This is a genomic window from Nostoc sp. (assembly GCF_036917355.1).
In the GTDB taxonomy this organism is placed as follows: domain Bacteria; phylum Cyanobacteriota; class Cyanobacteriia; order Cyanobacteriales; family Nostocaceae; genus Nostoc.
Map to the genome: position 1 here is coordinate 140,105 of NZ_JBALDP010000026.1, position 20,366 is coordinate 160,470.

General features: G+C 42.2%; 16 protein-coding genes, 1 tRNA gene and 3 pseudogenes. 12 read left to right on the plus strand and 8 right to left on the minus strand.

Features of this window, described 5'->3' with window-relative positions; all coding sequences use genetic code 11:
- Positions 1-8: 8 nt before the first annotated feature.
- The 6 genes from V7K53_RS07660 to alr all read right to left on the minus strand — a co-directional run bounded on the left by V7K53_RS07660 (position 9) and on the right by alr (position 7,210).
- Positions 9-2,819, minus strand: coding sequence for a methyl-accepting chemotaxis protein (locus V7K53_RS07660; RefSeq protein WP_335196959.1), 2,811 nt, complete (start codon positions 2,817-2,819; stop codon positions 9-11).
- Positions 2,820-2,880: 61 nt separating this feature from the next.
- Positions 2,881-3,378, minus strand: coding sequence for a chemotaxis protein CheW (locus V7K53_RS07665; RefSeq protein ID WP_322713716.1), 498 nt, complete (start codon positions 3,376-3,378; stop codon positions 2,881-2,883).
- A gap of 4 nt (positions 3,379-3,382) precedes the next feature.
- Entirely contained in the window at positions 3,383-3,760 is a 378-nt protein-coding gene (locus V7K53_RS07670; RefSeq protein ID WP_069071198.1) for a response regulator transcription factor, read from the minus strand.
- 62 nt (positions 3,761-3,822) lie between these two features.
- Positions 3,823-4,890, minus strand: a complete 1,068-nt coding sequence (locus V7K53_RS07675) for a response regulator (protein WP_335196960.1) — start codon at positions 4,888-4,890, stop codon at positions 3,823-3,825.
- Positions 4,891-5,773: 883 nt separating this feature from the next.
- Positions 5,774-5,855: transfer RNA gene (locus V7K53_RS07680), tRNA-Leu, on the minus strand.
- Positions 5,856-6,022: 167 nt separating this feature from the next.
- Positions 6,023-7,210, minus strand: a complete 1,188-nt coding sequence (gene alr / locus V7K53_RS07685) for an alanine racemase (RefSeq protein ID WP_335196962.1) — start codon at positions 7,208-7,210, stop codon at positions 6,023-6,025.
- Between the two features lie 389 nt (positions 7,211-7,599).
- Between alr and V7K53_RS07690 the strand changes: the two genes are divergently transcribed.
- From V7K53_RS07690 to V7K53_RS07740, 11 genes are all read left to right on the plus strand, one after another.
- Positions 7,600-8,097 carry an HNH endonuclease gene (locus tag V7K53_RS07690; protein WP_289799232.1) on the plus strand — a complete coding sequence of 166 codons (498 nt, stop codon included), beginning with the start codon at positions 7,600-7,602 and terminating at the stop codon, positions 8,095-8,097.
- Between the two features lie 656 nt (positions 8,098-8,753).
- Entirely contained in the window at positions 8,754-10,037 is a 1,284-nt protein-coding gene (locus V7K53_RS07695) for a DHH family phosphoesterase (protein ID WP_335196963.1), read from the plus strand.
- Between the two features lie 175 nt (positions 10,038-10,212).
- Positions 10,213-10,683 (plus strand): DUF29 domain-containing protein, encoded by a 471-nt coding sequence (locus V7K53_RS07700; RefSeq protein ID WP_335196964.1) that lies wholly within the window; start codon positions 10,213-10,215, stop codon positions 10,681-10,683.
- 124 nt (positions 10,684-10,807) lie between these two features.
- A complete protein-coding gene (locus tag V7K53_RS07705) occupies positions 10,808-12,055 on the plus strand; it encodes an HNH endonuclease (protein ID WP_335196965.1) in 1,248 nt (415 codons plus the stop codon).
- A gap of 197 nt (positions 12,056-12,252) precedes the next feature.
- Positions 12,253-12,747: a phosphohistidine phosphatase SixA gene (gene sixA / locus V7K53_RS07710; protein WP_335196966.1), complete on the plus strand. Its 495-nt coding sequence runs from the start codon at positions 12,253-12,255 to the stop codon at positions 12,745-12,747.
- A 108-nt stretch (positions 12,748-12,855) separates the two neighbouring features.
- The gene (locus tag V7K53_RS07715) at positions 12,856-13,992 is read left to right on the plus strand and encodes a citrate synthase (protein WP_335196967.1); all 1,137 of its coding nucleotides are present in this window, start codon (positions 12,856-12,858) and stop codon (positions 13,990-13,992) included.
- A 354-nt stretch (positions 13,993-14,346) separates the two neighbouring features.
- The gene (gene nuoH / locus V7K53_RS07720; RefSeq protein ID WP_194045704.1) at positions 14,347-15,465 is read left to right on the plus strand and encodes an NADH-quinone oxidoreductase subunit NuoH; all 1,119 of its coding nucleotides are present in this window, start codon (positions 14,347-14,349) and stop codon (positions 15,463-15,465) included.
- A 103-nt stretch (positions 15,466-15,568) separates the two neighbouring features.
- A complete protein-coding gene (gene ndhI, locus V7K53_RS07725) occupies positions 15,569-16,153 on the plus strand; it encodes an NAD(P)H-quinone oxidoreductase subunit I (RefSeq protein WP_190890175.1) in 585 nt (194 codons plus the stop codon).
- Positions 16,154-16,249: 96 nt separating this feature from the next.
- The gene (locus V7K53_RS07730; protein ID WP_335196968.1) at positions 16,250-16,864 is read left to right on the plus strand and encodes an NADH-quinone oxidoreductase subunit J; all 615 of its coding nucleotides are present in this window, start codon (positions 16,250-16,252) and stop codon (positions 16,862-16,864) included.
- Positions 16,865-16,924: 60 nt separating this feature from the next.
- A complete protein-coding gene (nuoK, locus tag V7K53_RS07735) occupies positions 16,925-17,230 on the plus strand; it encodes an NADH-quinone oxidoreductase subunit NuoK (RefSeq protein WP_006199065.1) in 306 nt (101 codons plus the stop codon).
- A 6-nt stretch (positions 17,231-17,236) separates the two neighbouring features.
- Positions 17,237-18,157, plus strand: a complete 921-nt coding sequence (locus tag V7K53_RS07740) for an NAD(+) kinase (protein ID WP_335196969.1) — start codon at positions 17,237-17,239, stop codon at positions 18,155-18,157.
- Between the two features lie 173 nt (positions 18,158-18,330).
- Here the strand turns inward: V7K53_RS07740 and V7K53_RS34000 are convergent.
- Positions 18,331-18,969: pseudogene (locus tag V7K53_RS34000) on the minus strand (pentapeptide repeat-containing protein); the annotation flags it as partial.
- On the opposite strand from V7K53_RS34000, the pseudogene V7K53_RS34005 reads away from it, so the two are divergent.
- Positions 18,950-19,045, plus strand: a pseudogene (locus V7K53_RS34005) (hypothetical protein); the annotation flags it as partial. The pseudogenes V7K53_RS34000 and V7K53_RS34005 overlap by 20 nt on opposite strands.
- On the opposite strand, the pseudogene V7K53_RS34010 reads toward V7K53_RS34005, so the two are convergent.
- A pseudogene (locus V7K53_RS34010) lies at positions 19,000-20,100 on the minus strand (pentapeptide repeat-containing protein); the annotation flags it as partial. The pseudogenes V7K53_RS34005 and V7K53_RS34010 overlap by 46 nt on opposite strands.
- Between the last annotated feature and the right edge of the window lie 266 nt (positions 20,101-20,366).

The following is a 20,366-nucleotide window of genomic DNA, read 5'->3' on the forward strand; positions in this document are numbered from 1 at the left end:
TGACAAACTTAACTAACTTTGAAAGCCTCGACAGTCTCTTGCAACTGCTGGGAAATATCCACAGTTTGTTGCAGAGATTCAGAAACTTGGCGAGAAGAATCGCTAGTACGTTGTGATATAGCAGCGATATCTTTCATCAATTGGCTAACACTTTGTGATGTTTCAACCTGAGATGCAGTTGCAGTGGAAATCGACTGCACTAAGGAGTCAATTTGAGAAGATACATCCAAAATTTCACTCAGACTTTGTTTAGCTTCCTCCACAATTCGAGTACCTTCTACCACTTGGGTAGTGCCTATTTCCATTGCTTGCACTACTTCACTGGTTTCTCGTTGGATATTTTCAACAATTTGTTCAATTTCTTGGGTTGCGGCGGCACTCCTAACTGCTAGTTCGCCGACTTCTTCAGCAACAACAGCAAAACCTTGACCTTCTTCACCTGCACGTGCTGCTTCGATGCCGGCGTTAATAGCAAGCAAGTTGGTTTGAATCGCAATTTGGTTAATCAAAGAAACTACGCGAGAAATTTGTTGCGAAGACTCTCCCAAGCGTTTCACTTTCTTAGCAGTTTCACCCACGGTTTCCCGCAAAGAGAGGATATTTTGTACTGTCAAATCCATCGCGTGTCCACTGTTGGTGGCGGTGTGAGCAGCATGGTTAGCAATAAAGGCAGCTTTTTCGGCACTTTCGGCTACAGCTTTCATGGATTGGGTCATTTGGTCAACAGCATCAAGGGTGCGGTTGATTTCGGCAGCTTGGGTGAGCGCTTCCTCTGCTAGGTGGCGGATGGCTCCTTCGTTAGAGCCAATGGCACTATTCACATGGATGGCAGCTTGTTTAACTTGGGTAACAATATCCCGGAGGCTTTCCACAATGGAGTTGAAGAAGTCGGCAACAGTACCAATTTCCCCAGCAGTTACGTCTGCACGCACTGTCAAATCACCTCTGGCTGCACCTTCTACGTCATTGAGTAGTTGTAAAAGTTGTTGTTGCAGTGTTTCGTCTGACCCACTTATAGTTACATTTCTGATTTTTTCTATCTCTTCTAATAACTTGGCTTGTTCTAAGGCATAGCCGACTTGAGTTGCTATTTGTTGAAACAAGTCAATTTCCGGCTGTTTCCAAACACGAGGAGTTTCGCAATTATGAGCAATTAATAAGCCTAAAAGTTTTTCTTGGGCAAGAATCGGTACGATTAAATGACCTTTGACAGCAAATTTTTCCAACAGTTGGATGTAACTGTCGGCATTTTTCAGGCTTTGGTCTTGATGAATATTGGCAACCGCTTGCACCTCTCCATCGCGATAAGTTTCTAGATAATGTTCTCGAAAATAGGGGTCGTCAATTTGCACTCCCAACATTTCCGGCCAATTACCAGTTCCCGATTCCGCAGCAACAACGCCAGCCAAAGTACCTGGATTCAGACTATAAATTATTACCCGGTCTGTTTTGAGGATTTGCTGAACTTCTTTAACTGCTGCGTGATAAATATCTTCAGTTTTAAGAACTTTCCGAATCCGTAGGGTAATATCTGCTAGTAATTTTGCCCCTTCAACGTCCAGTTCCTGTTGCTGTTCTTTAACTAAGACCTGCAATTGTTCAGCCATTTGGTTGATATTTGCACTCAATACCCCTAATTCGTCTTCTCTTTCAATTTCCAGACGGGTATTAAATTTACCTTGACCTAACTTTGCTAATGCCGCAGTTGCATTGAGAATTGGCAGTGTAGTCAGTTTAGCTAACCGAGATGCGATCGCACCCACAATCAAGGCTGTCAGTGCTGTACCGATGGCTATAGTCCACAACAATTGTCTTTGCGGCTCAAATACAGTTGCGGTGTCTGTAGCTAAAATTACCTGCCAGTTTAAATCAGGTAAACCATCTATCGTACTAGCTGGTACATAGCTAACTAGTTCTTGTTTTTTGTGAGTTTTGGGAACTTCTATAAAACTATTTACCTTTCTAGCTGCTAGCAGTTTAGGTAAATTAGAATACTCTTCCTTGGCCTCTTTCCCCAATAATTCCTTTTGAGGACTCAAGAAAACTGTTCCCGAAGCATCAAGCAAATAGTATTGTTGTCCGTTAGCTGCGTAGTTTTTGGTAATTTCCTCTAAAGATTTTACGGGCATACGTGCTTGTACCACACCAATAGTTTGACCCGTTCTTGTCTCTTTTACAGGTGCAGCTAGATAAATACTCACGACACCAGTATTTTTTGCTGCTTCCGGTTTGCTGATGACAGGAGTCTCTTTTTGTAAAGCGTCTTGAAAAAAGGTGCGGTCTTTTTGATTTTCCAGGGGTTCGCCTGTGGACTGGACAATCAAGTTACCTTGGCGATCGAAAACAGCAATACTGTCATAAGCTTTGTAGGCTTCGACAACCCGATCTAAGACTGCTTGTTTTTCTTGAGTACTAATACTAGCTTGAGAATTTGTCAAAAATAGCAAGTTTGATATTACCTGAATATCACCGTAGCGTCCCAGCATAAAGCGGTTAACTTTATCACTCAAGCCAGTGGCTTCGGCTTGTTGAGATTGGGTAATTTGCTTAGTAATAGATTTGTTAGCCAAACCAAAAGCGATCGCACCGATGCCCAAAACTGGTATTGTACCGATTGCGATCGCTAAAATAGTCGCTTTCTTAACCAATCCCAGCCTTGTAAAATAGGCAATCCCCTGATTCCAAAAAGAACTATTACCACTTTCAGTAGTCAGCTTAGTTGGTAGCTTTACTACAGTTCCCATAGCTTTTTGAGATGAAATCAGTGATGCTCGATTTTGAGCGCTATTACCTTGATTTGTGTTGGTTTTATTAAACATAAAAGTAGTTCTCCTAAGTATGTGAATAAGAACACTAAAAAGCTGTTTTTAGTAGTAAACCCTAATCACTGCGGAGAATAGAAGATTGCACAATCGCCTGTGCATCTAATACCAGTAATATTTCTTCCTGTTGCACAACGCACCCACATAAATAAGGAACTAAACTGGATGTCACTTGTCCTATAGGAGAATGAATATCATCAACTATGAACTTGGTTGTACCTTTTATTTCTTGTACAACTAATCCCAACACCAATGATTCCACTTGGATAACGATTACATTGTATTGTCGCAGTCGATAATCTAGGGATTCTAAATTGAGCATTCTTGGTAAATCAACTACCCAAATTATCCGACTCCGCCAATTCATTAATCCTAATATGCAGGATGGCATATTCGGTATTGACGTAATAGATTCAACAGGCACAAGAATTGCTTCTTGCGTATGCTTCATTGATAAAACAGCAGTAGTTTGTTGATTTAGCTGAAACTTCAGATAACTATCTGCTAAATTATTCGGGATTGGTTTTGAAGAAAGAGTAATGTTTGTACTAGTCATTGATTCAAATTACTACTGATTTAATAGTACGTAGGAGATGTTCGCGGGTGTAAGGTTTAGTTATATAGGCATCTGCACCTTGTCTCATTGCCCACAAACGGTCAATTTCTTGATTTTTAGAACTACAAACCACAATCGGCACTTTTGCAGTAATCGGATTTCTTCTCAGAGAACGACACAATTCAAATCCACTCATTTCTGGCATTACTACATCAGTAACGATCGCATCTGGTTTTTCTAAAACAGCTTTTTCTAAACCCTCTTTTGCACCACTTGCTTTAATTACGTTGTAACCACTCTCTTTGAGATAATGGCTCATTAATTCCAATTCACTGGGAGAATCTTCTACAATCAAAATTGTGCCAAGCAAAGTCAGGCTCACTATTAAATCTCCTAAAAAAATAAATTAAACATATTTTGTTATTTTTATTTGCCTTATTTCAATCAACCAAGATGCTTAAAAACCATTTTTAGCAATTCTGATTGTGTAAAAGGCTTGGTCAAATATCCTGACGATCTGACCATTTTAGCCTTTGCCCTGTCGATAAATCCTGTTCTACCAGTCACCATAACGATCGGTGTATTTTTAAAAGCTGAATGTTTACGTAATAAGGAACATAGTTCATAGCCATCTAAACTTGGCATTTCAACATCTAGCAAAATCAGATCGGGCTTACTCCGCAGAATTTGCATTAAAGCTTTTACCGGATCGTTGATCGTTACAACTGAAAATGTGTTTTCATCTAAAAAGTGCTTAATGGAATTCAAAACAGTTTGGCTGTCATCAATGCAGGCAATTGTATATAGTTTTTTGCCAACAGTTGGCTGAGTAATTTTATGATTCTCAGGAATATCAAAATTGATTGGTATTGGCAATTTTTGCCCAAGCTTTATTTGCAGCTGTGGCTGAACTTGAGACGATTGTGTTGTAGAAAAAACTTGGGAATTCGCACCAGCCGGAATTGATGACTGAATATTTTGCCGATTTCGTAACTGTTTTTGACAGTGTTCAACAAGCAACCTTAAATCCAGGTGACAGAACTTTGGTTGCTCGTCCAAAGAGCTTTCTGGACTGAATTCATAGCTACCTTCTTTTAAACACAGAAATGATTCCATTACTTCTTTTGCCAATTCGTCTATCAGGCTTCCTGCTTGCACAGAGGTAATATAGTCCTGATTTACTAACCAACAAATAGCTTGGTAATCCGCATTTGGTATTGATTGATGTTCATTCTTCGTCTCAAACATCAGCCGCATCTGTACGCGAGTGGCGCTGTTGAGAGCAGGAATTTGCTGACTCAAGCGCCGTAAGTGACTGTCAAGGCGCTCAAATAGTTTATCTGAATAGGAGGCATAAGTAAGTTTACCGTCCTCTAGATAGATTGACCAAGAAACTATCCCGGTAAATACGCTTAAGCAACCCGTAGCACGCCGACTTGTTAATTGTGCCAACAGAGATAGCGGATGTAGTTTCTGGAACAACCTGTAGCTACCTATAGGAGTTGTGCTCATTTTGCTTTTACTTCAGCTAAAATTCGATACGTGTAAGCTAAATTCGTGTAAAGTTATTCCACAATCAAAATCAAGTAAAAAGCATTAAACTTTTGGATTTTAAAGTACATCAGTTTACATCTAGGTTTGTGGTGAAACTCAACGAGAGTAGCGTTATTTTCAGATGAGCAAATCTTAGTAAATTTGTAAATTGTGATTAATCTACTTAGTGTTACTGAGATTTATCAACATCTTTCGAGAAATAAGACATAAAAATGTCAAGACTAGATGAAGCCACTTTCCATTGAGTAACCCCAATCTGACCACAGAAATAATACTGATTTTATTGATGGTAATATCTTTGAACTTCTGTATTTACACTTAAGTGAAATCTATTTTTTAAACAAGTAAGGACTGAATGAAGCCACTTTGCATCGAATAACTTCAAGTTGACCACAGTAACAATACTTATTTATTGAAAGCGATAAATGTATTTTTTGTTATTTGCATTTAAGAACTTAGATAAAACAGAATGCAAAACTTATTTTTTGCAGAGTCTTTTACCGCCAAGAGTAGGGTACTGAAAGTACTTGGAATGCTACATTATGTCCCCAACACATCCTACCTACGAAAATTGTAGGTTATTAAATCCACTAGGAATTATGTACTTTTACACATTTACTATCATCTGAAGAACAGACTTATGAAGCTAAAAGTCTTTCCCCGCCTTGTTCACAGACGCATTCTACCACAAACAAATTTTCAAATATCCTCTTGTATTTGAAGCTATGTTAGCGAAACATATTTTTATATAAGCAATATTTAAACAGGCTGGTAACTATTCTTGAACTTTTAACTCAAGTATAAGTACCAGCCTAGATAAAGCAATTTAATTTATCAAAAGTGCGGATGAAAGGACTTGAACCTTCACTCCTTTCGGAACTAGAACCTAAATCTAGCGCGTCTGCCAATTTCGCCACATCCGCATCAGTTTATTATCATAGCATAAGAAATTATTTTTGGGAATAGGGAATGGGGAAGAAGCAGGGTTAGATTAAGAAGCATCTCTTACTGGGGCAATGGGAAGAATAAAAATTACATCTTTCCCCTCTGCTCCCTGCTCCCTGCCCCTCTGCCTCTTCTCCATGCCCAATTACATAACTGCAACACGAGGCAGACGATGCTTGAATCCACAGAGAATTTCCCAAGAAATTGTGTTTAATTGTTTTGCCCAGTCGTCTGCTGAAATTTGTTCTTTTCCCTGTTCTCCTAATAAGGTGACTACTTCTCCTTCTTGGATATTGGGTATGGCACTCACATCCAGCATCAACTGATCCATTGTAATTGTCCCAATTTGCGACACCCGCTGACCGCGAATTAACACCTGCATTTTGTTGGAAAGACTGCGAGGAACACCGTCAGCATAGCCAATTCCCACGACGGCAAGGCGAAGTTCACGCGGGGCAATAAATTTATGACCATAGCTAACAGCAGTTCCTGCGGCAATTGTTTTAACTTGGGTAACTCTTGCCTTAAGTTGTAAAACAGGCTTGAGATCGATCGCATTTTGTAAATGCGGTGCTGGGTAGAGTCCGTAAACGGCTAGACCTACACGCACCATGTCGTAGTGCAATGCCGGATTTGTGAGTGCGGCTGCTGAGTTTGCCAAGTGCAAACAAGGTACTTCAATTCCCATTGCTTTGATTTGAGCGATCGCATCCTCAAATCGTTTATGCTGTTCTTCCATTACCGTCGGATCGGGATCGTCTGCTGTCGCCAAATGAGAATAAATACTGGCAATATCAAGATGTGGTAAGCGCTGCACTAATTGCACAAATTCGCCAGCTTGCCGCCAATCAGTTCCCAACCTAGACATTCCCGTGTCTAATTTAATGTGTACGGGCACTGGAGAACCATGATTCATGGATTCCAGAATATCGGAAAATACTAAAGCTTGTTTAGGGCTACAAAGCGTAGGCTGAAGTTTCCATTGGGCGATCGCATGAATCTGCTCTAGTGTATGAGTTGCCCCTAAAATCAAAATGGGCGCTTGAATCCCGCCTTCTCGCAATTGAATAGCTTCTGGAACTGTAGCCACTCCCAAGCAACTAGCTCCCGATTGGATGGCGATTTGGGCGACTGTTACTGCTCCATGTCCATAGGCGTCAGCTTTTACTACTGCCATCAACTGAGTACGCGGCGATAAAAACTGCACCAATTGCTTTACATTGTACGACAAAGCCTCTAAATCAATTTCTACCCAAGCTCGTTGCGAAAACCACGCGTAGGTATCGCACTGCTGATTAGGAACTACACCAGGGATTTGTTTGCGACTTAACATTTGTACTGACTCCTATCCCGCTACGGCTAAACTTGCAAATTATCTATCTATACACGCTCCTAAAAGCGAGATCAGATTAAATAGGAAGTTTAACCTTCAGATTGGAAATGATACAAGATGTTGCGGCGCTCAAGTAAAAGTTAAAAGTTATGAGTTATGAGTTAGAAGTAAATCTTACGGCTCAATTTTTCACTCCGTTCTTCTCTACGAGACGCTGCGCGATTGCGTCAGTCTAAGTAATAATTTTAATCAAGTGATAAATTTGACTTTCTAACTCCTAACTCCTCACTCAATTTCCAAATTCTCCCGAAAGTATAATTTATTCTCATCTCCCTAGCAGGGTGTATTTGTGTTAATATATTGTAAAACTCATACCCTGAGCGCAAATAATGGGGAAGGTTTTAGTCTTAAACGCCTCTTACGAACCTCTCAATATAACGAGTTGGCGTCGTGCTGTAGTTCTTTTAATCAAGGGCAAAGCAGAACGCGTGGAACACAACGGTAAATTTCTGTACACGGATTTTCCGTTGCCGACCGTGATCCGGTTGCGTCATTATGTACGCGTTCCTTATAAAGAAATCCCTCTAACTCGCCGAAATATATTGCACCGTGATGGTCATGCCTGTCAATACTGTGGTTTCACAGGGGATGAATTGACACTAGACCATGTAATACCGCGATCGCGCGGCGGAGGCGATACTTGGGAGAATATTGTTACCGCTTGTGTCCGTTGCAATGTCAAAAAAGGCAGTCGGACTCCCCACGAAGCTCACATGCCTTTGCGTCATCCCCCGCGCCAACCTTATAGCAGTCTCTATTTCGAGGTCAGCAAACATCTTAAGAGTGGACTGCATACAGAGTGGCAAAAGTATGTTATAGGTCTTTGAGCAAAAAACAAAGGAGCAAAGGAGAAAGGAGAAATAGCCTTTTTCTTCGGGAGATAGCCAATAACTTTAGTTTTGGAGCGTTAAAAAATTGGTGGCTATAGGCTTGCAACGAAGGTAATTGCATCAATTATCAAGCTTTTAAGTTCGTTGTATGTATATAGAGTTGCCCCTTTGCTCTTTATTTCCTTTGTATTTTGCCCTTTTCCATTGGACTTTACTCTAAATTGTGAGCATTTTCAAAGGGGATACAAAACAGACGTAGTTCATCAAAAATTTAATTGCTCAATAGTCACAATAATGAGAATATTAAGCATAAGAATATTTCAAATATCAAGGACTAATTCTAAAGTATAAGATAGGAAGTATACCCTAAGTAAGATAAAAATCAGCTTAATTCAATTTACGAAAGAGAACAAAACTCCTAAAACATATTTATGCTGCCAGATACAGCCCGATATCCTAAACTTCCTTGCTGTATCCCCTTTAGTGGAAGTTAGTTGATGTTGAGCGCTGTTACTGGCAAGAAATATACTTAGATGTATAGTGCAATGTCTTGAGATTTTTGCGAAGATCGTAATTAATGTGGCTAAATTCAGGGACTTGCTGCTCGTAGTATTTCTGAATTAAAGGAGCCTCACACTTTAAAAAAGTTCCCTATGTACTTTAATTCTCCCGTTACTCAGTTTGAGAGTTTGTCATTGACCACAGAGCCAAACCCAGAGGAACCTGAAATCGAGAAAGCGCCAGTGGAAGTTGCATTTAAGAGTCCATCACTACCGCCATCGGTAGGTGATGGGGCTATATATCTCAGTAACCGTGGTAACTCTCTGGCACAACAAAAGTCAGAAGAACTGCAAAGAACCCTTTTGGCACACCGACACGATCGCCAACTGGTAATTCTGCAAGATTTTCCTGACCCTGATGCCCTTTCCTGTGCCTGGGCTTATCAGTTAATTGCCCAGCAATATGATATCAAATGTGAAATCATTTATGCTGGCGCATTGAGCCATCAAGAAAATATTGCTTTGGTAAGGCTGACTAATTTACCTATCCAACGCTGGACAACGCAAACCTTGAAAACAAAAGATTTGTCATCTTATCAAGGTTTTGTATTAATTGACAACCAGGGAACCACTTCACAACTACTGTCAGCGGTGCAGCAGGCTGGAATTCCTTTAGTGGTACTCGTCGACCATCACAGCATCCAAGGCGATCTGCAATCAGAGTTTGAGGATATCCGTCCTTATGTAAGAGCGACGGCAACAATTTTTACTCAATACCTCCAAACAGGATTATTAGCATTAGATAGCAGCATAAATCAACACGTTAAATGCGCTACTGCCTTGATGCATGGCTTGCGATCGGATACAGATCGGCTCATGCAAGCGCAAGAAGAAGACTTTATGGCAGCGGCGTATTTAAGCCGATTTTATGACGCCCAATTGCTAAATGCCATTTTACAGGCCAACCGTTCCAAGCGGGTAATGGATGTGATCGAGCGATCGCTAAAAAACCGCATCGTCCAAAATAACTTTTCCATTGCAGGTGTTGGTTACTTACGCTACGAAGACCGTGACGCCATCCCCCAAGCGGCTGATTTTCTCGTCACCGAAGAAAACGTCCACACCGCCGTAGTTTACGGCATTGTTCACGATGAAGACGAAGAACTAGAAATAGTCATTGGTTCTCTGAGAACCAGCAAACTAACGCTTGACCCTGATGAATTCATCAAAGAAGCCTTTGGACAAGATAGTGCAGGACGCTTTTTCGGCGGTGGAAGGACAAGCGCAGGTGGCTTTGAAATCCCGATGGGCTTCTTATCTGGCAGCAACGAAAATTCCGCCTATGCGAAAATGAAATGGGAAGTATTCGACGCTCAAATTAAGCAAAAACTGCTGAGGTTAGTTAATCCTAGAGATAATCCAATTCAGTCGGAGTAGAGGCATATCAAGGAGAGGCGGAGAACTCCTAACTAATGCAGCAGTCAAAGTGTTTAATCCGATAGCATCCCTTCCCGATTTTTGATAAAAGTCGGGAATTTGGGTTTTATGGCGAATGCTGAACTAAATCAAAGTTAACTTGCGCCTACCTATTTATTTGTGAAGAAGGAGTGCCATGAAGTCTATAAAACTCCAAATCTTACAAACTTTGTATGAGCAAGATTTTTGTGAGTGGGTAGAGCAGACAGCAGAGCTTTTGCGATTGCACAACTGGGACACGCTGGATTTAGAACACTTAATTGAGGAAGTGGTGGACTTGGGTAAGAGTCAACAACGGGCGTTGCAAAGTGCGTTGCGGTTAGTCTTATCGCATTTGTTGAAGTGGAAGTATCAACCCGAACGTCGTAGTCACAGTTGGCAAGTGATCATTACCCGTGAGCGACTGAATATAGATGAATTGCTGCAAGAAAGTCCCAGCGTGCGGCGTTTTTTAAATGATGCCGAGTGGATAAATACTACCTATCAAAGAGCGCGACGAGAGGCAATAGTGGAAACGAGTTTATCAGAGGATAACTTTGCGATCGCTTGTCCGTTTTCTGTTGATGAGATTTTAGACTTAGACTTTTATCCTAACGCTGACCAATGATCGTAAGCTTACTTACCCTATAACGACCGCTACGCATACTATGAATTGGGTAAATATACGGCTTATATTTAGTATGATAAATGGCTAGCATCATGGCAATCATGCTTAGTCAATTTTATTTTTGATGGAAACTATAATTTTTCTTTGCAACGGTGAGGCAGAATATTACAGTGCGAAAGGAATCATTAAAAATAGTGAACTTCCTGGCTTGATAAAATCAGAGATTTCGTCAGGACAATACTACGAAACATCCTGGAGTTGCTGGAATTCTAGATTTATACAGGTTGGAGATAGAGCTTACTTTCAGAGAAGCGGAAATATTGGCAATGAACCTAGTGGTTTTATTGCTGCTGGTCATGTTATTGCAGCACCAAAAGATGAGCAATTAAAGCTTTTAGATATAAAACAATATTCAGATTTAAGTGCAGCATATATATCCTACGATGGTAGATGTTTTGCCGTTAATATCCAAATAGATTCAGTTGTTGACTTTGATTTTCCTCTGGAACAAATGGATTTAAGAAGATTACCTCAATTTAAGGGAATAAATTTTAATTTTGGAGCAAGCGGACGTAGATTCAATAGTAAAGCTGCTCAATTTTTAGATTCAGAATGGGAAAAGCATTCCCTAATCCAACAAAGGCAAAGACGAGGAGTTAGACTTGTTGACATATTCTTTGAACAAGGAGAGAATTTCAAGCAAAAAAAGGAGTATCAAGATGCAATAGATGCTTATAAATTAGCCTTGGAAGTTGATCCAAAATATGTCAAAGCAATTAATAGAATAAGTTCTTGTGAATCAATTCTGAACAAGATTAAGGAAGCACCGAAGCCTCAAGAACCACTGATAGAAGCGAAGCCTAAAATACTGCCGATTGAGCCAGAACCATTGCCAAAGACGAATGAACTATTGCCCGCAATAGAAGAGCTTGATAAGGAAAACTTCTTCACTTGTACAAGTGATACTGAGGCTCGTCAAAAAATTGCTGTATCAATAGTTAGGAGGCAGGGTCAATCACAGTTTCGTCAATCTTTGCTGAAAGCCTATTCTTGCAAATGTGCAATTACAAATTTTGATGCTGAGGCTGCACTTGAAGCTGCCCACATTATTCCTTATATTGAAACCGAAAATAATAATCCCTCAAATGGTTTATTATTACGTGCTGATTTGCATACCTTATTTGACTTAAATCTCATTGCTATTAATCCAAAAACAATGATGGTTCATATTTCACCTGTTCTTAAAATTACTGAGTATCGAATACTTGAGGGGAGAAAATTACGAGTTCCAGAAGAAAAAATCTGCCATCCCAAACATGAGTATTTGAAACAGAGGTTTGATCAGTGTAAATGGTGTCCTGCTGTTGAATAATGCAAAATCATCTTCATTTTTTGTTCAGAGGTATCAAAAATGATCCAGCAAGAGTTATCGAGACTTCGCGTTATACCGAACAGATAACAGATCAACGAATAGGTAATAATGATTAAGATTAGGATAGGTTAAGTCACACCACACGTAACTCCTAACTCAGAACGGGCAACGCCCTGCTACGCTAACAAAATTAAAGTATGGAACTATATTTAATTCGTCATGGTATCGCCGAAGACAAGGGATTAGGCATCAAGGATGAGGAGCGCAGCCTAACCAAGGAAGGAAGGCAAAAAACTGAGAAAGTTGCCCAAAAACTTGTTAAATTAGGTTTAAAATTTGATTTAATTCTCACCAGCCCCTTAGTGCGGGCCCGCCAAACGGCTGAAATCCTGATAGCAGAAAAACTAAGCTCCCAGTTAGAGGAATCTAGCCACCTCGCCCACGATGGTCAAATTTCTAGTTGGCTAAAAGACTGGTTAGAACCAAGAAATTATTCCCAAAATACTCAACTGGCACTGGTTGGACACGAACCTGATTTGACCAGTTGGGCAGAAATTCTCCTGTGGGGAGAAGTCAAAGAAAGTTTAGTCTTGAAAAAAGCAGGTATGATTGGGATAAAACTACCAGAAACAGGTTCTCCTCTGGGTCGTAGTCAGATGTTTTGGTTGACACCGCCCAAGTACCTGCTATAACAGTTTTTCAACATTTTCGATTGTTGTTAGAACGGCTACTGTTATGGCGACAATAAATTTCTGGTAAGTTAGCTTGATCAGATATTTCAAAAAGCAAATGGTGTTGCCATGATGGTGTGCGAATACAAGCCTGGTCTAGAAGGCATTCCCGCCGCTCAATCAAGTATCAGCTATGTTGATGGGCAAAAGGGAATACTAGAATATCGTGGCATTAGGATTGAGGAATTAGCAGAAAAAAGTACATTCCTAGAAACTGCTTATCTCTTAATCTGGGGTAAACTGCCAAGCAAAGAAGAACTGGAAACATTTGAGCATGAAGTTCGTTACCATCGGCGGATAAAATACCGCATTCGGGACATGATGAAATGCTTTCCAGAAAGCGGCCACCCAATGGATGCCTTGCAAGCCTCTGCTGCGGCTTTAGGTTTGTTTTATTCACTCCGGGATTTACATAATCCTGCCTATATTCGAGATTCAGTAGTGCGGCTGATAGCAACTATTCCAACGATGGTGGCGGCGTTCCAACTGATGCGAAAAGGCAACGATCCCGTGCGTCCCCGTGATGATTTAGACTATTCCGCCAACTTTCTATACATGCTCAACGAGCAAGAACCCGATCCTCTGATGGCGCGGATTTTTGATATCTGCTTGATACTTCAAGTCGAGCATACAATGAATGCTTCTACCTTCAGTGCTAGGGTGACAGCTTCCACCTTAACCGATCCTTACGCTGTGGTTGCTAGTGCTGTGGGAACTTTGGGCGGGCCTCTACATGGTGGAGCCAATGAAGAAGTAATTCAGATGTTGGAAAAAATTGGCTCTGTGGAAAATGTCCGTCCCTACATAGAGCATTGTCTACAAACTAAATCTAAAATTATGGGCTTTGGACATCGTGTGTATAAAGTAAAAGACCCACGAGCCATAATTTTACAAGGACTAGCAGAACAGCTCTTTGAAAAGTTTGGGCATGACAAATTCTATGATATTGCCCTAGAAATGGAACAAGTGGTAGGAGAAAAACTCGGTAGCAAAGGAATTTATCCAAATATTGACTTTTACTCAGGTTTGGTGTACAGAAAGATGGGGATTCCCACAGACTTGTTTACGCCAATATTTGCGATCGCTCGCGTTGCCGGTTGGTTAGCCCACTGGAAAGAACAACTAGCAGAAAACCGGATTTTCCGTCCTACCCAGGTTTACAACGGTCTGCACGAAGTTACTTATACCCCCATTGACCAACGGTAACTGGGGATTGGGCAGGGGCATTGGGCATTGGGTGCAAGAGGTAGAGGCGCAAAGAGGCAGAGGGACAGAGGGGAAAGACTTACTGCAACTTCTCCCCTGCTACCCTGCGCCCTTGCTCCCTTGCTCCCCTGCTCCCCCATCCCTCAATAGCCAATCTCAATGCCAACCATAAGTAGAATTCTCATCTCGCTTCAGGGTGGTCAAACCATCCAACGATATACTAGGCATGGGAATTGGCAACAAATCTTCAATCGGGCGTCATCACAGCAAAAATTAAAAATGGGTGAATTTACAGGTATTAATTTAACTAATAGTTGTAACTCACCATGACTCGATGTCTTAAAGAGCGGAAACATGAATTCAGGAATTGACCTCCAAGGAACTTTTATTGAATCCCTCCGGGATTTAGGTATACCAGCAGGAACAGCCAAAGCGATTTGGATGCCGCTGCCAATGATACTGATGCTAATTGGGGCAACAGTGGGGGTATTAGTTGCTACTTGGCTAGAACGGAAAATTTCCGCCTCCGCACAGCAGCGAATTGGGCCAGAATACCAGGGGCCTTTTGGGTTGCTGGTGCCTGTAGCGGATGGTCTGAAGCTGGTATTTAAAGAAGATATAGTACCAGCCAAGTCTGACCCCTGGCTGTTTACCCTCGGCCCCATTATTGTTGTAATTCCGGTGTTTCTGTCGTTCCTGATTGTGCCCTTTGGACAGAATATCGTAATTAGCAATGTGGGCATGGGCGTATTCTTGTGGATTGCCTTGTCAAGCATTCAACCTATTGGCTTGCTGATGGCTGGCTATGCATCTAATAACAAATACTCCCTCTTAGGGGGCTTGCGGGCAGCAGCGCAATCTATCAGTTATGAAATTCCTTTGGCGTTAGCGGTATTAGCGATCGCTATGATGTCTAATAGCCTCGACACTGTTGATATTGTCAATCAGCAGTCTGGCTACGGCATTCTGGGCTGGAACATTTGGCGACAACCAATTGGTTTTCTGATCTTTTGGATAGCTGCCCTCGCTGAATGCGAACGATTACCCTTTGACTTACCTGAAGCGGAAGAAGAAATCGTCGCAGGCTATCAAACTGAATACTCAGGCATGAAATTCGGTCTCTTCTACCTGGGTTCATACGTTAACTTGATCCTTTCTTCCTTACTAGTAGCAATTCTCTACCTGGGCGGTTGGGACTTTCCGATTCCCCTCAACCTCATTGCTGGTTGGCTGGGAGTCAGTGAATTAAATCCTGTGTTCCAGATAGTAACTGCGGCTTTAGGTATCACCATGACCGTGTTCAAAGCTTATTTACTAGTGTTTGTCGCCATCCTGTTGCGCTGGACAGTGCCACGGGTAAGGATTGACCAACTGTTAGATTTAGGATGGAAGTTTTTGTTACCGGTTGGTTTGGTTAATCTCCTATTAACCGCCGCCCTGAAACTAGCCTTTCCCTTCGCTTTTGGTGGTTAGTCATTAGTCATTAGTCATTCGCATACACAAATGACTAATGACGAAAGACTAAAAACAAGGGACAAATAACGCTGATAGCTTAATAAAGAGAGAGTGAAGCACAATGCTAAAGTTCCTAAAACAAGTTGGTGATTACGCCAAAGAAACGGTACAAGCTGCGCGTTACATTGGTCAGGGTCTATCTGTCACCTTCGACCACATGCGGCGGCGTCCAATTACTGTACAGTACCCTTACGAAAAACTAATTCCTGGCGAACGGTTTCGCGGTAGGATTCACTTTGAATTTGATAAGTGCATCGCTTGCGAAGTTTGCGTTCGCGTTTGTCCAATTAACCTACCTGTAGTAGATTGGGAATTCGACAAAGCCAGCAAAAAGAAAAAACTCAACCACTACAGCATTGACTTTGGAGTTTGTATCTTTTGCGGTAATTGTGTGGAATTTTGCCCCACTAACTGTCTATCGATGACAGAAGAATATGAGCTTTCCACTTACGATCGCCATGAATTGAATTATGACAGCGTGGCTCTAGGTCGTCTGCCGTATAAAGTAACAGATGACCCAATGGTGACACCACTGCGCGAACTAGTTTACCTACCCAAAGGCGTCCTCGAACCCCACGGACTGCCCGCAGATGCGCCACGTGCAGGTGCGCGTCCAGAAGACTTGGTAGAACAAACAGAAAAATAAATGTCATTTGTCATTTGTCCATTGTCCTTTCCTAATGACTAATGACCAATGACCAATGACTAATGACCAATGATAATTGACTAAGGACAAAAAACAGTGAATCTAGCAGAAGGAGTACAGTTAGTATCACTTGGCATACTGGGCGTGATGATGATTGGGGCAGCCATTGGTGTGGTGCTGTTCTCCAACATCGTCTATTCTGCCTTTTTGCTGGGGGGTGTGTTTATCAGCATAGCGGGAATGTACCTGTTGCTAAATGCTGATTTTGTTGCGGCTGCACAAATACTAATTTACGTAGGGGCGGTTAACGTGCTGATTTTGTTTGCCATTATGTTGGTGAACAAGCGGCAGAATTTTGTAGCATTTCCTAACTCTTGGGTGCGGAAAGTATTGACGGGTGTAGTTAGTGTAGGATTATTTGGTCTTTTAAGTACGATGGTGCTGGCTACTCCTTGGGCGTATTCAACCGCTCCTGTAGCCGGTGGTGAAAGTTCTATAGTTTTGATTGGCGAACATTTCTTCACTGACTTTTTACTACCTTTTGAATTAGCTTCCATTTTGCTGCTGATAGCGATGGTAGGAGCAATTATTTTGGCACGTCGCGAGTATTTGCCAGATCAACTGACACAATCCAATGTGGGGCAAACTGTTTTGACTTTGCAAGAACGCCCCAGAGAACTAGTATCAACAACTAGCGAAACAAAAGAGTAATATTTGCAACCTGAGTCGCAGATAAACAGCCAGATTTTTTCAGGAGGGATATTCAGATTCATGCAACTCCAGTACTTTTTATTACTAGCAGCAGCTTTATTCTGCATTGGCATCTACGGTTTAATTACTAGCCGCAACGCTGTGCGGGTGCTGATGTCAATTGAATTACTGCTCAATGCTGTTAATCTGAATTTAATGGCATTTTCCAACTTCCTCGACTCAACATTAATTAAGGGTCAGGTTTTCACAGTATTTGTGATTACCGTGGCCGCAGCCGAGGCGGCGGTGGGTTTAGCGATCGTGCTGGCCATTTATCGCAACCGCGATACCGTCGATATGGAGCAGTTTAATCTCCTGAAGTGGTAATTGTGCGTGCAACTCAAGCAGGTAATCATTGCTTATAAAGCGCGGGATGCCCGGAGTAAACAATGGGCAGAAATCTGTGCGAAACAACTAGAAAGCCGCGATTGCCAAGTGTTGATGGGGCCTAGCGGGCCGAAAGACAACCCCTATCCAGTCTTTTTGGCTTCGGCGGGTCAACCAATCGATCTCGCTTTGGTGCTCGGTGGCGATGGTACTGTTTTAACTGGTGCCAGACATTTAGCCCCAGCTGGTATCCCAATTCTGGGAGTGAATGTAGGAGGCCATCTGGGGTTTTTAACTGAGTCAGTGGAAGAGTTTCAGGATACAGAGAAAGTTTGGGATCGGCTGTTTGAGGATCGTTATGCTATCCAACGACGGATGATGTTGCAAGCTGCGGTGTATGAGGGTCATGGATCTAATTTGGAACCAGTCAGCGAACGTTACCTGGCTTTAAATGAATTCTGTGTCAAACCTGCCTCCGCTGACCGAATGATCACCTCAATTCTAGAAATGGAAATAGATGGTGAGGTAGTCGATCAATACGTCGGGGATGGGTTGATTATTTCCACTCCCACAGGTTCCACAGGTTATACCGTTTCTGCGAATGGGCCAATCATGCATGATGGTATGGAGGCGCTTACCATCACTCCTATTTGTGCAATGAGCCTTTCTAGTCGTCCCCTCGTTTTACCCCCTGGTTCTGTGGTGAGTATTTGGCCTTTGGGGGATTACGATTTGAGTACCAAGCTGTGGACAGATGGGGTTTTGGGAACTTCAATTTGGCCCGGACACCGTGTTGATGTACGGATGGCAGAGTGTCGGGCTAAATTTATTATTTTGCGCGAGAACAATTCCTACTATCAGACGCTACGGGAGAAGTTGCTGTGGGCAGGTACAAGGGTTCACTACAACAATAATCACCGTAATTAATTAAGTATTTTAGAGTGCATTTACCGCAGATTGCGATCGCCTACAGTCATTACGCGATCGCAACCAAAATTACTCAAGCCCCTGGATTTATCTGGGGGCTTTCTAGTTGGAGAGAGAAACATATACATAAATGTATTAGCTCTTTAAAGTTTAAGATAAAATCTCGCCTCATCTCAATTCAGTCCCAGTTCTTCCTTCAACGCCTCCGGTATATTAACTGCTGTTTCTAATCCCCGCACACCCTCCCACTGCTGCTTTTTACCCCAGATCATCTCTTCCAGATTGGCGTCGCTAAGGTCTGCACCACCTAAAATGGCGTAACTGAGGTTACTATGGCTGAGATCCGCGCCGTTGAGGATAGCACCACTGAGGTTACTGCCACTGAGGTTAGCATTGTTAAGGTTGGCATAGCTGAAGTCTGTGCCAAACAAGATGGCGTCAGTGAGATCGGCACCACTGAGGTCGGCGTCGTTAAGAATCACGCCGCTGAGGTCGGCTTCGTTGAGAATCACCCGACTCAGGTCTACACCGCTGAGGTCAGCACCTAAGAACATTGCACCGTTAAGTCTGGCATTATTAAGTTTGGCACCGTTAAGTTTGGCATAGCTGAGGTCTGCGGCTACCAGGATAGCATCGCTGAGGTTAGTACTGAAAAGAATTGTGTCGCTGAGGTTAGTACCGTTGAGAATGGCGTGGCTCAAATCAGCACCACTGAGGTCGGCGCGGCAAAGGTCGGCATGGCTAAGGCTGACGCTATTAAGGTTGGCTTCACTCAGATTTGCACCAAAAAGGATGGCGTTACTTAGGTCAGCATGGCTGAGGTTAGTGCTGCTAAGGTCGGCGCGGTTGAGGTCGGCGCGGCTAAGGTCGGCGCGACTAAGGTTAGTATTGCTAAGGTCGGCGCGATTGAGGTCGGCGCGGCTAAGGTTGGCACAGCTAAGGTTAGCACCGCTGAGGTTGGTGCTACTGAGGTCGGCACCGCTGAGGTTAACACCGCTGAGGTTGGCACCGCTGAGATTGGCATCGCCGAGGTTGGCACCGCTAAGGTTGGCACCGCTGAAGTTTACGCCAGTTAAATTGGCATCGCCGAGATAAGCAAGACTTAGGTCAGCACCGCTAAAGTCTGCCCCGGTAAGGTTGGCATCGCCGAGGTAAGCATTGCGAAAGTTGCCGCCTTTGAGGAATTGTCCAACTATACTACTAAAGTTGCCAATTTCCAGGGCATCGCTATAGTTGATAATCCGCAGCAGTTGGGATGTGAAAAAATTGTCTGTGTCCGGTTGGGCAGATGGATAGAAGATGATTTTTTGTTTGAGTTCATCTTGCCCTTGGGCGTAACGGTGTAACTCTAGTAATAAAATCAGTACGTTCAGCCCTGTATATATGTCTACCTGTCTCAACCCGATCGCAATATTTTGTGCCGCTAGCTTTAACTTTGTTTTCTGAGGCAGGTTATCATCTGGTGTACCATCGATAAATTCTCCCTGACACCAGCGACGATAAAAATCTTCTAGCCGCTCAAAAAGCAATTCTGGACGAATTTTTTGACCAGTCACAACCAATTCCATTAGTTGATTGACTATTTCAGGTTTCAGCGCACCATTGCCCAATAAATCATAAATCTCTTCATACATTTGGCGATCGCATACTTTAAAGCAAAACCCAGTGGGTAAAGTGCCCAATGTGCGATCGTCTATCTGAGAAGTCAAACTGTTTTTTGGTATTGTCCATTTTTCTAAGCTTTTTTGCAGTCTTGGAGAGTATAAATATTCCTGCAAATTATCTTGAGCAAATCTAACGCTTTTATCTGGTTCTTTAATATTTTTTCCTATAGGTAAAACTGCTTCAGTTTCTAGGGATGTGGTCTTTGGCATCTCTTGTAACCTTGTACCCCTCACATAATTTCTCAGCAGCTGCCAAACTTGAGATAAATATGTTGACATTTTTGTTTCCGTTGTTACATTTAAATAACTGTTTTTGATAATCCTGAATTAAAAACTTTCCTATGCCAGTTTGCTTTGCATTCCCAACAATCAATAGTATAAATAAATACTATAGTAAAAAAATCGTGAGTTGGCGATATTTAGGGCAGGCTACTTCTTATGAATTTGCCAACGGTATTTCTGGATGGCGGCTTCTCGCTCATCTGTAGTAGCCTTAAGCTTCCTCTCATAATGTAAATAAAGTGTTAACTTTAAAATTATTTCCC